General features: G+C 48.5%; 10 protein-coding genes. 5 read left to right on the forward strand and 5 right to left on the reverse strand.

All coding sequences use genetic code 11. The features are described 5' to 3' along the window. Window positions 1-94 precede the first annotated feature (94 nt). Window positions 95-475 carry a cyclic nucleotide-binding domain-containing protein gene (locus tag ACQ4M4_RS20620; RefSeq protein WP_430686346.1) on the reverse strand — a complete coding sequence of 127 codons (381 nt, stop codon included), beginning with the start codon at window positions 473-475 and terminating at the stop codon, window positions 95-97. Window positions 476-921: 446 nt separating this feature from the next. Here ACQ4M4_RS20620 and ACQ4M4_RS20625 point away from each other — a divergent pair, with 446 nt between their 5' ends. Next, window positions 922-1,758 carry a YwiC-like family protein gene (locus ACQ4M4_RS20625; protein ID WP_430686347.1) on the forward strand — a complete coding sequence of 279 codons (837 nt, stop codon included), beginning with the start codon at window positions 922-924 and terminating at the stop codon, window positions 1,756-1,758. On the opposite strand, the gene ACQ4M4_RS20630 is transcribed toward ACQ4M4_RS20625, so the two are convergent. Both ACQ4M4_RS20630 and ACQ4M4_RS20635 read right to left on the reverse strand, forming a co-directional pair. Next, window positions 1,755-2,174, reverse strand: a complete 420-nt coding sequence (locus tag ACQ4M4_RS20630; protein ID WP_430686348.1) for a hypothetical protein — start codon at window positions 2,172-2,174, stop codon at window positions 1,755-1,757. The genes ACQ4M4_RS20625 and ACQ4M4_RS20630 overlap by 4 nt on opposite strands. Before the next feature lie 53 nt (window positions 2,175-2,227). Next, on the reverse strand, window positions 2,228-2,671 hold the full coding sequence (locus ACQ4M4_RS20635; protein WP_430686349.1) for a response regulator: 444 nt from the start codon (window positions 2,669-2,671) through the stop codon (window positions 2,228-2,230). Window positions 2,672-3,307: 636 nt separating this feature from the next. Here ACQ4M4_RS20635 and ACQ4M4_RS20640 point away from each other — a divergent pair. Continuing rightward, window positions 3,308-3,916: a Crp/Fnr family transcriptional regulator gene (locus ACQ4M4_RS20640; RefSeq protein WP_430686350.1), complete on the forward strand. Its 609-nt coding sequence runs from the start codon at window positions 3,308-3,310 to the stop codon at window positions 3,914-3,916. An 11-nt stretch (window positions 3,917-3,927) separates the two neighbouring features. Here the strand turns inward: ACQ4M4_RS20640 and egtD are convergent, their stop codons facing one another. After that, window positions 3,928-4,902: an L-histidine N(alpha)-methyltransferase gene (gene egtD / locus ACQ4M4_RS20645; protein ID WP_430686351.1), complete on the reverse strand. Its 975-nt coding sequence runs from the start codon at window positions 4,900-4,902 to the stop codon at window positions 3,928-3,930. A 197-nt stretch (window positions 4,903-5,099) separates the two neighbouring features. Continuing rightward, on the reverse strand, window positions 5,100-6,380 hold the full coding sequence (gene egtB, locus ACQ4M4_RS20650; protein WP_430686352.1) for an ergothioneine biosynthesis protein EgtB: 1,281 nt from the start codon (window positions 6,378-6,380) through the stop codon (window positions 5,100-5,102). A 768-nt stretch (window positions 6,381-7,148) separates the two neighbouring features. On the opposite strand from egtB, the gene ACQ4M4_RS20655 reads away from it, so the two are divergent. The 3 genes from ACQ4M4_RS20655 to ACQ4M4_RS20665 all read left to right on the forward strand — a co-directional run bounded on the left by ACQ4M4_RS20655 (window position 7,149) and on the right by ACQ4M4_RS20665 (window position 14,609). After that, window positions 7,149-8,396, forward strand: coding sequence for an ATP-binding protein (locus ACQ4M4_RS20655; RefSeq protein ID WP_430686353.1), 1,248 nt, complete (start codon window positions 7,149-7,151; stop codon window positions 8,394-8,396). Window positions 8,397-8,807: 411 nt separating this feature from the next. After that, on the forward strand, window positions 8,808-11,603 hold the full coding sequence (locus ACQ4M4_RS20660; protein WP_430686354.1) for a filamentous hemagglutinin N-terminal domain-containing protein: 2,796 nt from the start codon (window positions 8,808-8,810) through the stop codon (window positions 11,601-11,603). 174 nt (window positions 11,604-11,777) lie between these two features. After that, window positions 11,778-14,609 (forward strand): filamentous hemagglutinin N-terminal domain-containing protein, encoded by a 2,832-nt coding sequence (locus ACQ4M4_RS20665; RefSeq protein ID WP_430686355.1) that lies wholly within the window; start codon window positions 11,778-11,780, stop codon window positions 14,607-14,609. The last annotated feature ends 186 nt before the right edge of the window (window positions 14,610-14,795 follow it).

The raw sequence follows: 14,795 nt of genomic DNA on the forward strand, positions 1-14,795 counted from the left end.
TCAATAACACCCGCAATCAGTCCCAAGTGGTCCAAGTTCTCGATCTGCAAGGGGGCGATCCTAACTCGTCTCCCTCAGCTTATCCCCACTCCCTTTAATTCCCAGAGCAACCTGCGGAATGTCGGATGACAGCAAGCAATGCCCCGCGATCAACCATCAAAACTTCGACCTCACTCTCGGCGGTCACTGTAGCGGGTGCCATGCCGTTGCCAAATAGCGCTGGTGCCGCAAAGATATCGCCACTGGTTAGGGTGCGTAAGATGGTTTCCTTACCGCTGGTTGCTAGCTTAGAAACCCTTAACGAGCCACGAAGTAACGCATAAAGCCCTGGAACGAGGCGATCGCCCTCATGAGACACTATTTCTCCCACATGATAGGTTTGAATCACAGCATGGGGTTGTAGACTTGCGAGTTGGTTTGGCGGAACCTGCGCAAAAATTGAGATAGACGCCAGTTGTTCAACTGTTGCTTTCATAGCGTTAATTGATGAAGTCGTTCAATAAATTTGGCAATCCTTGATTGATAGCGACAAGGGTTCATCAATCAATTCATGAATCTGTCCTTTTCTGTTTGGAACCCTATCGCATCCGTGAGTAGATTGGAGGAATCAGCTTTAGGCAATTGAATAGATGTAAGGTACCGCCTGCTTCATGAAAGTCATGAAATTTTTCATCGCTGCAGCCATATTTGACCTCTTGCCTGCATGGCTTTCTAAGCATGAATCGTTGTGCAGATCAGCCGCACAACGATTCGTGCAGGAAACCTATCGCAAATCATGTTGCGGCAAGCAGTAGACCAAGCAATAGACCGGAACCTACCCTCATTCCAGTTACCTTCCCGCACGGTATGTCTTCTCACACGGTATGTCTTCTCACACGGTATGTCTTCTCGCAGGCAAAGAATGAACCAGAGGTAGCTTGTATGACATCTTCATCCCACAGCAGCATAACCACATTGCCAGCCCCCAAGCCCAATTCACGCCCCTGGTACCATCCAACAATCTCACCAGAGCATGGAGTCTACGTGGTGCTGCTGGTATCGTTTCTGCTGGGGGCAGCGGCGGCTGTGCAATGGACTTGGGCAACCACGCTCGCGTTGATTTGCGCTGTTTGCGGCTTTCAGGCAGAGCATCCACTCATCGTTCAGCTTAAGCAGCGCCGTAAAGCAAAACCGCGATTGCTATTTTGGGGCAGTCTCTATGCTGGAGTAGCACTGGCAATCGCACTGTACTTGTACTGGCAGCAAGGCGAAGTGCTGTTGCCCCTGTTGGGAATTTATATAGGGGCGATCGCCGCCTTAGGAATGGATGCCGTCTCAGTGTTTTATCGACAACAGAGATCCATTCTGAATGAGCTGATGACTTTCTTTGCCGTTTGTTTGTCTGCGCCCTTTGCCTACGTGGTGACAACAGGAACAATGTCAGCTTCGGTTGTCGGCTTGTGGCTTTTGAATGGCTTATTCTTCTCGAGTTCTATTTTTACGCTAAAGTTGCGCAAGCATAAACACCATTCCATCATCTCCAGCTTGGTTTATCATGCGATCGCTTCTTTTGTGATCTTGGGTTTGTGGGCGATTGGTTGGCTCTGCAGTATGGTGGCACTTACATTTGGCGTGGCCTTACTCAAATTCGGCATCATTCTGTGGCGAAAAGATTGGTACTGCACAACCAAAATTCAGTTTGTTGCCTTGCTAGAAACGACAATGTCGTTCCTGTTTCTCGTCATGACGGCGTTATCCCTCCTCCCAGCCTACATTTAGCGATCGCCCGATTGGTTCGGATCGGCATTGTCGGCCATCACTTCTGCTAATGCGGCCTTGGTTCGGGCTACAGATAGGCGAATTCGCTCAATTTGCGATTCGTAAGCGACTCTTTGCTCTTTTGATGCATTCTCTGGATTGGCCCTCAAAATTTGCTCATAGTAGCGAAAGATTTGAAATGCGTAGCTGGCAACCGCTACTTGCGGTCGTGTCAAGGAAGAGACACAGACCGCCAAATCTGCACAGGTTGCCGAATGCGGCAACACAAATACATCTGCATAGAGCGGTGGAATCACGTGCGATCGAGTTTTCAGCTCTTCCAAGATTGTCAAGGCGTCTTCCGACAGCTCGCCATCAAAATCTGCCAAAAAGTTAAGCAGCGACAACAACAACAAATCCGAAAGTTTTTGCTTCAATCTAGAACCACTCAGTTGCAATCAACGTCTTTAAAATTCTAACAGGCCACACGTCATTGGCTAGGGTTTAGATAATAAGACAGGCTGATGGATTCTCGTTTTCCAAGATTAGCACGGCGACAAGTCGTTAGCTGTTTTCGAGATATGAATTCATACTCAATCGCTATGAGCAAATCACTCATAGAAAACGGTTTTGTCAAGCAAGTTTGTTTTTCTGAAATTAAACCCACGCGATCGCTGTTCTCATCTTTAGCTGTAATGATAATTATGGGAATTTGCGGATGAGTCACCTTGAGATGGTGGTAAACATCAGAACCGGACTGGCAGCGAAGCTCCCAATTCAAAATAATGAGATCTGGACGAAATACTTGAATCATCCAAGATTCAACACTATATTTGGCACGAATGCTAACCTGATAGCCTTTTGCATTAAGCTCTAGAGCAATAAAACGAGGTAAATTGTTGCGATCGTCAATGATCAGAATACGGGGAACCATGGAAGTACAAAACTAGAGTATTGCTACCATCCATCAAACGATCGCAGAAAGAATGAGAGCCAGCTTAAGGTTCCTTAAAGCTTTGAAATGAAAACCGATACTTGTTACATTAAGCGGACTGTTGGGCCGCAAACAGGGTGAAATTTGGCATCCTCACCCGCACCTTTTAGATTTCTTCACAATATTTTATGCTGCTTTCAACAAATTCTCAGGAAATCCTTAGAAACTGCATGAATACTGAATCGATGCTCAACAGATGAGTCACCATCTTGGTCGAGCACTTGACCGAGATGGGTGAGTGATATAACGCTCAATGCGAGATTGGTGATTGTATTTTTTGCAAGCCTTTGCTGAGTAGGAGTTTCAAAAAAGACTGATCCGAGCCAACCTAGCACTGACTGTTATATGTTGTTGAGCATATTTTCTTGATGGTTGCAATTCCTGATGATTGTGTGAGTAAAGCTCCCAATTTTCGCACAAAAGACCATACGACAAGTTTTACTGTAGAGCCAAGTTTTATCAAAATGCTGGCCAATCAATCAATCCTTGATTGGCTAAGCCTTCTCTACAAAAAACTGTCCGTGAGTCAGACGCACAACCATTGATGGAACATGAACTTTCGTATGCCCAAACCTTATGAATTTTGCTGAAATTGATGAATTGCCCGCGGCATTACACGCTGTTGCTGAGTATAGGTCCCTATCACTTGGTCAAGTTCTTTTCCATCGCAATGACAAAGTACAGATGATTTATGCTGTAAAGTCAGGTCAACTTCGGCTCCTACATTACACTAAAAGCGGGCAGTCGATTAGCCATTACGCTGTGCAAATTGGTGAAATTTGTTCAGAGGTTTCTCTATTTTTGGATGTTTATACCTGTAGTGCGATCGCCGAGTCCCCTACTCAAGTTTTAGCTTTTCCGAAGCAAGCATTCCTTGATGCACTTCGGCAACATGTGGATTGGGCCATCGCCGTTATGATGCAGCTTACGTATCGATTGCACACCACTAAAGTCATGTTAGAGTTACGCAGCATTCGTTCTGCCCAAGAACGGGTGCTGCATTACTTACAGTTTCTCGCAACCCCCGAAAAAAACGTTATCGTTCTTGAGCAACCCTTAAAGAATATTGCTGCCGATCTCAGCATCAGCCCTGAAGTTTTATCGCGGACGCTGACCCAACTGGAAGATGCTGGAGCGATCGCCCGCGAAAAACGCAGAATTACTTTGCTGGAGTCATCCGCATAACCATTCACGAATTAAGCAAGATGTAAATAGTGCAGGCTAAACAGTTGTTGATCATCTGTCCATACCGCCCTGGTTCGAAACCCAGCCAAAGCAGCTAGTTCCTGAAACTCATGAATCGTGTACTTATATGAGTTCTCAGTACGAAGGGTTTCGCCTGCTCGAAAGCTAATAGCCGTATCTCCAAGATGAATGACTTGGTCAATACAACTGACAAGATTCATTTCAATCCGTCCAATTGAATTGTAAGTCGCTTGATACTCAAATTGATTTAAATCAAAATCGGCACCTAATTCTCGATTGATGCGCTCAAGCAAATTGAGTGCAAAGGCAGCCGATACCCCTTTTGCATCATCATAAGCAGGTTCCAAGATGGCCTTATCTTTTTTAAGATCTACCCCAATCAAAAAATCACCATTTGGATTAAGAAAAATCGCTGCATTTTTGAGAAACTGCACGACATCATCAGGTTCCAAATTGCCAATAGAAGAGCCGGGAAAGAAGCCAACTTTATGTTTTTGATGAATTGCAGCAATGTACGGTAAGTTCAACGGTTGAGTATAGTCTGCACAAATTGCGATCGCCTGCAAATCAGGATAATCTGCCGCCAAACGACTGCACGACTCCTGCAAATGTTGTTTAGAAATATCCAGTCCAACATATGTTGCCAGATTTGGCATCGCATCCAACAGGATGCGAATTTTTTGACTACTGCCACTGCCAAATTCGATCAGCGCTCCATTCCCAATCAACGCTGCAATTTCCGACGCGTAAGTTTGCAAAATGGCGATTTCGGTTCGCGTTAGGTAGTATTCATCCAATTCGCAAATTTCATCAAATAATTCAGCCCCTCGCTTGTCGTAGAGCAGCTTCGGCGACATGACTTTTTGAGGCTGGCTCAATCCATGTATCACCTCTGCCCGAATATCATGCAATGGTGGATGCAAATCATAAAGCTTGAGGCGGGGTTGGTGCAGAGAAGTCGTCATGGCAAGTTTAAGAAAGAATGAATGGCAAAAATACAGTGTGGTCGTATCAAGTTCGGTTTACGAATCGCAATCACAGAGAAAGTAGAGTACAACCTCCGTTGCGCCCAGGTTAGGGAATTTGAGTTGAGATGACTGCGGCAGAACAGTTCAAAACTGAAGGAAAGCTCACAGCAGCAGATAGTCAACCAGATAATTCGCTAGTGAGCCAAGCGAATCCCACTGAACTGCCAGCGAGTTTCAGGAGGGAAAAAGTTACGGTAGCTAGAGCGAATGTGGCTCAGAGAAGTTGCGCATGAACCACCCCGCAGCACCATTTGATTGCACATAAATTTGCCGTTATATTCCCCTACGGCACCCGGTGCAGGCTGAAAACCGGGATAGGCAAGATAGGCACTCTGAGTCCATTCCCAAACATCTCCAAAGATTTGATCGGGGCGCGTTGTCCCTTGGGCAGGAATGGGATGAAAAAAGCCATGGTCAACAAAGTTTCCGTGTAATGGCACTTGATCGGCTGCAACTTCCCACTCGGCTTCTGTCGGTAAGCGCTTGCCTGCCCAACGAGCGAATGCATCGGCCTCATAGTAGCTAACATGGCAAACTGGTTCGTGCTCATTGATAGGGCGCATTCCCTGTAATGTCATAACCCACCATTGCCCATCTATCTGCTCCCAGTAGAGGGGCGATCGCCATTGCTCGGTTTGCACAGTTGCCCAACCTGCCGATAGCCAGTATTCCGATTTTTGGTAACCACCTGCCTGTATAAACTCTAGGTATTCACCATTGGTGGTTAGCTGAGCGGCGAGCCAATAATCTTGCAAGTAAACAGAGTGCCGAGGCTGTTCATTGTCAAAAGCAAACGCTTCGCCCTCGTACCCAATGGCATAGATTCCACCGGGATAATCCAACCAACGTTCGGTTGCCTGCACTGGGCCAGCCACCGTTGGTAATTCCGAACGGTAGGCAGGGCGCAGAGGGTTACCCGCCAAAATGTGCTTAATATCTGTCACCAACAGTTCTTGGTGCTGTTGCTCGTGATGCAACCCCAACCCCACAAGCGACAGTATCTCTACATTGTGCGATGGTGAGCGATTCAATGAATTCAACAGCGATCGCATTGCTTCATCTACATAGGCTCGGTATTGATATACCTGTTCCACAGTAGGTCGAGAGAGTATACCCCGCTGCGGGCGAGGATGTCGTTGCCCTACCGCCTCGTAATACGAATTGAAGAGATAGGTAAACTGAGGATGAAATACCTCATACCCAGGTAGATAAGGAACCAGCAAAAAAGTTTCAAAAAACCAAGTTGTATGCGCCAAATGCCACTTAGGTGGACTCACATCTGGCATACTCTGGATGACATAATCTTCAATGGCCAAAGGTTGGCAAAGCCATTCGCTGAGTTGACGAATTAGTTGATACTGCTCAACAACAGAAAGTTGCGTTTGGCGAGAGACAAGGGGAAGAGAATAAACCATGCTATCTAAAGACTAGGGTACAGGGTACGTCGACTTTCATCCTTTTTTGATGCAGCAAGCATTAAACCTGACTGCTCAAAAAGTAGCCAATTGCAACTGCAAAATAAGTTTAAGAAGTGAGCTGGGATACGGAACAAGCCTCCTAAATATCAGCTTCTATGCATTCACCGCTGGCTCCTGAATCCTCAATTGAACCAAAGAAGCGAATACCCCTCAACCGGAATCTGACCTTAAGTGTCTAGAATCTAATTGCAGAAAATGAGATTTAGCTGAGATTCTCCGAAAATTTCGATCGCGGTATTTAGTGATGCCTCAAATATCGCTCAGCTTATCCCAATCAAAATCATGCTGAGGGTCATTATTATTTCTACCCTACGATACTTACCCAAAAATCCTATCTCAATTTCAATTTTGCAGATTGGATTTTTTCGAATTGGAATAAAATCAATCCTCAAAAAGTATGACTAAACTTTATTCAAAGCTAGAGAGTAAGACGGTTTCATAAACATTAGTTTCATAAACATTAAATGATGCTCGACATCTCCCACTTTATAAGGTCAAATTTGATTCTGGCTTTTACTTAATATATTAAATTATGAAAAAATTGTTGAGAAATTTCAAGGAATTTTGAGTTGTGAATTGGATTTTTTTTGATTAAGAAAATCTGAAGAAATGTCGGACTTGATTCAAATCAACGACAGTAAGGAGGGCTGTTATTATAGGCTCTTTTAAAAATTAGTTAACTCATATTTGGCATAGCTCAGAGATATGATAGATGCTCAAAAAAATCGGGCAACACAGCAGTGGCATACTGCATTGGATAGGCTGATCTTGCTAAGCTATCGCTCCTATGATCTCAATAGCTATCTGCACGAAATGACTCAGGCTGTGAGCCAATTATTAGAATCTGACTGGTCGATTGTCACACTCTGTGAAGCGACCAGGGTCAAAATTATTGCTAGCACACTAGATATTAGCGATTCGGAAAAAGAATATGAAGTCCATGAAAGTATTTCGGAAATCGTGCTCCGCAGTGGAAGACCTTACTTGATTGAGGATGCTCACAACCATTCTGAAGAAATGGAGCGGATGGAGGGCTATGTCTGTTATTTGGGGGTGCCACTAAAAAGTTCACAGGGTCGGATCATTGGCACGATTTGTTCATTTAGCATGCATCCACAGTGGTACAACGCGCAAATCATCGCAACAGTAGAACAATTTGCAGAGCGAATTGCAACAGCGCTTGATAATTATTGCTTGTACTACCAACAACAAGAGTCCAATGGTGTACTAGCAGCAGAAATCACGAAACGAACACTAGAACTACATGAAGCACAAGCCAAGCTGATTGAGCATGAGCGTCTTGCAGCCATTGGTGAATTTGCAGCCATGATCGTTCATGAGATTCGCAATCCGCTAACAACTATTCAAATGGGATTGAACTATTTTGCCAAGCTTGAGCTTCATCAATCGGCGCGATCGCGGCTTTTATTGGCAATGGATGAAGCAAAACGATTGGGCAATCTTTTGCAAGAAATTTTGTCTTACTCCAAACCTCAAATTTTACGATTCACTGAAATTAATATTGACAGCTTGATTCAAGAATTACTAATTTTATTGCGTTCAATGCCAGAGGCAGAAGGGCGCTCGATTGAGTATGTTCCCGTTGTTTTACCTTTATTGATTTCGGGCGACTCAGAAAAGTTGAAACAGGTGTTTATTAATTTGATTCGTAATGCGTGCGAAGCGGCCCAATCGGGGGATACGATACGGTGGGTTGTTCAAGTGAGTTCTCCCTCACATATCTGTATTTCTGTTCACAATGGGGGGGTGCCCATTCCTGCTGATGTTCTCTCCCGGGTTATGCAGCCTTTTTACTCTACAAAGCCGGAAGGAACTGGCTTAGGATTAGCGATCGCTAAACGCATTGTAGAAGCTCATCATGGCCAACTCCTCGTCGAATCATCTGAAGCCAAGGGAACAATCTTCACGGTTCGATTGCCGATGTATCATTAACTAAATTCAGGAGTCGCTTCAATTGCTGAATTTTTAGCTAACCCATAGACAAGGCACACAGAGCAATTTGATTACACCCCTTGAATAGGGTCAGTTTTGGATAAGCAGAAAACCCCATAACTGTTTTGCCAGCCGCAATTGCTGAATATATTGGCCCTCCTGCGCGAAGGGCTTTGAGAGCATAAGGCGGCGGAGCTGCGTAATGACTTATGTAGAAGGTCGTTAGGATTGGGCTAAAACTCTGCAGACATGGCTGGGAAATTTCATACAAATGCGCTGGTTTTAACCGGATTCATTCCTTCTTAGCTACCCAAAAAGAATTTTGGGCATCCTCTAACTAAAGCCAGCGATCGCCCAGTTTATCCCTGATTCGGGCGATCGCTACTGCATCTCGTGTTGAGGTAAAAGTCCATGCCTAAGAGGTTCCAGTTTGCGATCGCTACCCTAACAGCTACCATGGCCTTGCTCAGCTTAAAGCCGACTCCTCCCGTCTTGGCACAGATCGCGGCTGATGGAACCCTCTCCACCACCGTTAACAGCTCCGATTCCCTCAACTTCGTCATCGACAATGGCAGCCGCAGCGGCGGCAACCTGTTTCATAGTTTTCGCGAGTTCTCGGTTCCCACAGGCGGCTCCGCCCACTTCAACAACGCTGCCGATATTCAAACCATCTTTGGTCGGGTCACGGGTTCCAGTGCTTCCAATATTGATGGAATGATTCGAGCCAACGGGACTGCAAGCCTGTTTCTGCTCAATCCCAACGGCATTTTGTTTGGGCCAAATGCCGCCCTAAACCTAGGTGGGTCGTTTGTGGGCAGCACCGCCAACAGCATTCGCTTTGCTGATGGCAGCGTATTTAGTGCGGTCAATCCGGCGGCATCGTCGCTACTGACTGTGAGCGCTCCGGTTGGGCTGCAACTGGGAGCCAATGCAGGCCCCATTCAGCTGCAAGGCCCAACGCCAAACCCCTCTGTGTTTCATGGGTTGCAGGTGGCACCGGGGCAAACTTTGGCGTTGGTCGGTAGCACGTTGGATTTGGCTCAGGCCAATCTCTACGCCCCAGATGGCCAGGTGGAACTATGGGCTGTTCGCAATGCGGACATCATGATAGATCCAACGGGTTGGTATCTTGCTGGAACTGAACCCGCCACCACCGACTGGGGAACCGCAACCTTGCGACAATTGTCCTCAGTGGATGTGGGTCGGCGCTTCGACTCACCAGACTTTTTTTCTTCGTATGATGGCGGCTCGATTCAAGTGCGGGCTCGCGGGCTCACCCTGCAAGATGGCTCCAGTTTGCTCTCCAGTACCAATGGCCGAGTGAGTGAAGACACAATCACCATTAACACGACAGAATTTGTGGAACTGTTGGCTGCTTCCTCGTCGTTGCATAGTCCAACTGCCGGTATCAGCACAGTTGCTTATGGCGATGGGGCACGAGGTGCCAACATTCTTGTTGAAACGCCGCAACTCCGGGTGCGAAATGGAGCCTGGATTCAATCTAGTGTTTCATCTCCATTTAACCCCGCTACGTTCCAACCCATCTCTAGCAATAACTCCCGCAGCGGGGATATCGTCATTCGCGCTCAGGATGTAGAAATCATTGGAGCAACCACATTTCGGAGCCCCTTCTTACCGCCCGATGCCCCTATGGATTCTCCTGGGAATCTGCTGCCCAGCGCAATTACCACTGTTTTGGTGTCTCCCGGTACCAATGTAACTAGTGGAAATATTTCTGTAACGGCAGAGCGGGTGCGCTTGCTAGAAGGAGGCCGCATCAGTACCGATTTGGTGGCTTTGAATGCTCCTGGGTTTACTTTGGTGCCCACGGGGCGAACTGGCGATATCACGATTGAAGCATCAGAAATCCTCGAGATTGAGGGAGTAACCCCGCGTGGAATGGTGGCTGCGGTGATTAGTTCCGTTCAGCCGGGAGCCGAGGGGCAGGGTGGTAATGTGACGGTGCGCAACACTGGACAACTTGTGCTGCGCAATGGCGGCACAATCTCGACCACCATGGCTGGCTCTGGGACAGCGGGAAATGTCGTGATTCAAGCGCGTGATATTCAGGTTAGCGACCCGGTGATTGATGTTGTTAGCCGAACAGTTGGGGGCATTACCGCAACGCTTGGCGAACGTGGCCGTGGGCAAGGGGGCAGCATCGATATTCGAGCAGCGCGCTTACAGGTGTTTAATGGTGGGCAAGTGCTTGCATCCAGCTTGGGTTTGGGGAAGGCCGGCAGTGTGATCTTGAACGTTGCCGATATCCGAGTTTCGGGGCAGGCTCCGGTTGTTCGCACAGGGCAAATCCTTCCCAGTACGATTGGGGCTTCTTCGGTCAGTGAGTTTGCGGCGGGCTCGGTTGATATTACAACCGATGCGTTGCGGGTCGAGAATGGCGCGATCCTGTCGGTGAGCAATAGCGGCAGCGGAGATGCGGGCAACTTGATTGTCAACTCTCGCAACATTATTTTGGTGGACAAAGCCAACCTGCGAGCCGAGGTGAATGGAGGCGGCCAGGGCAATATTCAATTAACTGCGAATGAAGTTATTCTTCTGCGGCAGGGCAGCACCATTACCACCAATGCTCAAGGCACTTCCACCGGGGGCAATATCACGGCCAATGCGGCGTTCATTGTGGGCATTCCATCGGAGAACAGCGATATCATCGCCAATGCATTTGAGGGAGCAGGTGGGAATATTGACATCACGGCTCAGGGCATTATTGGGCTTCAATATCGCAATACCTTAACGCCAAGACTGGATCCCACGAACGACATTACCGCGAGTTCTCAATTCAGCCTGAATGGTACGGTTCAAATCAACAACCTTGCGCTTGACCCGGTCTCTAGCCTCAGTGCGTTACCCACGGATGTGCTAGATTCCAGCCAACAGGTTGCCCAAACGTGCTCAAATACTCAATCTAGTCAGTTTGTGGCGACGGGACGAGGGGGAATTCCTGAAAACCCGACTCAAGGTATTGGGGCCGATCGCACCTGGTCTGATTTGCGTCAGCTTCCGACGAACAGCGCATCGGTTTTAGAAAACACACCGATTTCTAGCACACCTCTCCATTTAGAAGATGCGGTGATTGAGGCAACCAATTTAAGCGTCAATGCCCAAGGCCAACTGCAACTCATTGCCCAGACCGAAACATCAGTTCAACATCGGGCACCTGCGACCTGTAGCGCTGCTGCGGTTTCATAGGGTGTTTGCTTGCCAAAGCCCTACGAGGCATTCCATATAGCTAAGGAATGCCTGATCACATGGGCTTTCAAGTAGATGTACTGAATTGCGTAATTTCTCTTAGTCCACAAACCCGTCCTTACGGGAGTTCTCCGATAAGGGCGATCGCTTTATCTTGTCCAGAGGAAAGTATTGATGAGATTCCGGGCTACTACAGTCACACTAACGGTCACCTTGGCCTTGCTCAGCTTAAAGCCGACTTCTCCCGTCTTGGCGCAGATCGCGGCTGATGGAACCCTCTCCACCACCGTTAACAGCTCCGATTCCCTCAACTTCGTCATCGACAATGGCAGCCGCAGCGGCGGCAACCTGTTTCATAGTTTTCGCGAGTTCTCGGTTCCCACAGGCGGCTCTGCCCACTTCAACAACGCTGCCGATATTCAAACTATCTTTGGTCGGGTCACGGGTTCTAGTGCTTCCAATATTGATGGAATGATTCGAGCCAACGGGACTGCAAGCTTGTTTCTGCTCAATCCTAACGGCATTTTGTTTGGGCCAAATGCCGCCCTAAACCTGGGTGGGTCGTTTGTGGGCAGCACCGCCAACAGCATTCGCTTTGCCGATGGCACCGTATTTAGTGCGGTCAATCCGGCAGCATCATCGTTGCTGACTGTGAGCGCTCCGGTTGGGCTGCAATTGGGGAACAATGCAGGCCCTATTCAACTGCAAGGCCCAACGCCAGTTTTCCCTGGCCCACCGTTTTTTGGCCCACCTGCCTTTAGTGGTTTGCAGGTGGCACCGGGGCAAACCCTGGCATTGGTGGGCAGCAATGTGAATCTGGCTCAGGCCAATCTCTATGCCCCAGATGGCCAGGTGGAACTGTGGGCCGTCCGCAATGCGGATGTGGTGATGAACCCAACAGGTTGGTATCTCGCTGGAACTGAACCCGCTGCCACCGACTGGGGAACCGTAACCTTGCAGCAATTGTCCTCGGTGGATGTGGGTCGGCGCTTCGACTCACCAGACTTTTTTTCTTCGTATGATGGCGGCTCGATTCAGGTACGGGCTCGCGGGCTCACCCTGCAAGATGGCTCCAGTTTGCTCTCCAGTACCAATGGCCGAGTGAGTGAAGACACAATCACCGTGAACACGACAGAATTTGTGGAACTGTTGGGGGCCTCCTCGCCGTTTCACAATCGAACTGCAGGCATCAACACGGTTGCCTATGGCGATGGGGCACAGGGTGCCGACATTCTTGTTGAAACGCCACAACTCCGGGTGCGAAATGGAGCCTGGATTCAGTCTAATGTTTCATCTCTATTTAATTTCGCTACGTTTCAAACCATCTCTAGCAATAACTCCCGCAGTGGAGATATCGTCATTCGCGCTCAGGATGTAGAAGTCATTGGAGAAACCCCATTTCGGAGCCCCTTCTTACCGCCCGATGCCCCTATCGATACCCCTGGGAATACGGTGCCCAGCGCAATTACCACTGTTTTAGGGGCTCCCGGTACCAATGTAACCAGTGGGAATATTTCTGTAACGGCAGAGCGGGTACGCTTGCTAGAAGGAGGCCGCATCAGTACCGATCTGTTGGGTTTAAATATGCCTGGGTTTACGTTTGTGCCTACAGGTCGAACTGGCGATATCACGATCGAAGCATCAGAAATCCTCGACATTGAGGGAGCAACTCGGGGAAGGATGGTAGCTGCAGTGATTAGTTCTGTTCAACCAGGGGCTTCGGGGCAGGGTGGCAATGTGACGGTGCGCAACACTGGACAACTTGTGCTGCGCAATGGCGGCACAATCTCGACCACCATGGCTGGCTCTGGGACAGCGGGAAATGTCGTGATTCAAGCGCGTGATATTCAGGTTAGCGACCCGGTGATTGATGTTTTTAGCCAAACGGTTGGGGGCATTACCGCAACGCTTGCTGAAAGTGGCCGTGGGGAAGGGGGCAGTATCGATATTCGAGCAGCGCGCTTACAGGTGTTTAATGGTGGGCAAGTGCTTGCATCCAGCTTAGGTTTGGGGAAGGCCGGCAGTGTGACCTTGAACGTTGCCGATATCCGAGTTTCGGGGCAGGCTCCGGTTATCCCCACGGGGCAAATCCTTCCTAGTACGATTGGGGCTTCTTCGGTCAGCGAGTTTGCGGCGGGCTCGGTTGATATTACAACCGATGCGTTGCGGGTCGAGAATGGCGCGATCCTGTCGGTGAGCAATAGCGGCAGCGGAGATGCGGGCAACTTGATTGTCAACTCTCGCAACATTATTTTGGTGGACAAAGCCAACCTGCGAGCCGAGGTGAATGGAGGCGGCCAGGGCAATATTCAATTAACTGCGAATGAAGTTATTCTTCTGCGGCAGGGCAGCACCATTACCACCAATGCTCAAGGCACTTCCACCGGGGGCAATATCACGGCCAATGCGGCGTTCATTGTGGGCATTCCATCGGAGAACAGCGATATCATCGCCAATGCATTTGAGGGAGCAGGTGGGAATATTGACATCACGGCTCAGGGCATTATTGGGCTTCAATATCGCAATACCTTAACGCCAAGACTGGATCCCACGAACGACATTACCGCGAGTTCTCAATTCAGCCTGAATGGTACGGTTCAAATCAACAACCTTGCGCTTGACCCGGTCTCTAGCCTCAGTGCGTTACCCACGGATGTGCTAGATTCCAGCCAACAAGTTGCCCAAACGTGCTCGAATACTCAATCCAGTCGGTTTGTGGCAACGGGGCGAGGGGGAATCCCCGAAAACCCAACCCAGGGCATTGGAGGCGATCGCACCTGGTCTGATTTGCGTCAGCTTCCGACGAACAGCGCCGCTGTTTTAGAAAGCTCACCCGTTTTAGAGAGTACGCCGGTTTCTAGCACACCCGCCCATTCAGAAGATGCGGTGATTGAGGCAACCAATTTAAGCGTCAATGCCCAAGGCCAACTGCAACTCATTGCCCAGACCGAAACATCAGTTCAACATCGGGCACCTGCGACCTGTAGCGCTGCTGCGGTTTCATAGGGTGTTTGCTTGCCAAAGCCCTACAGACCGATAGCTCCTCCCCAAAAAAGCGTCAGAGCCATTACATATACATATAGCTAAGGGATGCTTGGTCACATGGGCTTTCAAGTAGATGTACTGAATTGCGTAATTTCTCTTAGTCCACAAACCCGTCCTTACGGGAATTCTCAGATAGGGGGCGATCGC

Origin of the sequence: Leptolyngbya sp. AN02str (assembly GCF_050565595.1) — a bacterium.
GTDB lineage: Bacteria > Cyanobacteriota > Cyanobacteriia > Elainellales > Elainellaceae > Kaiparowitsia.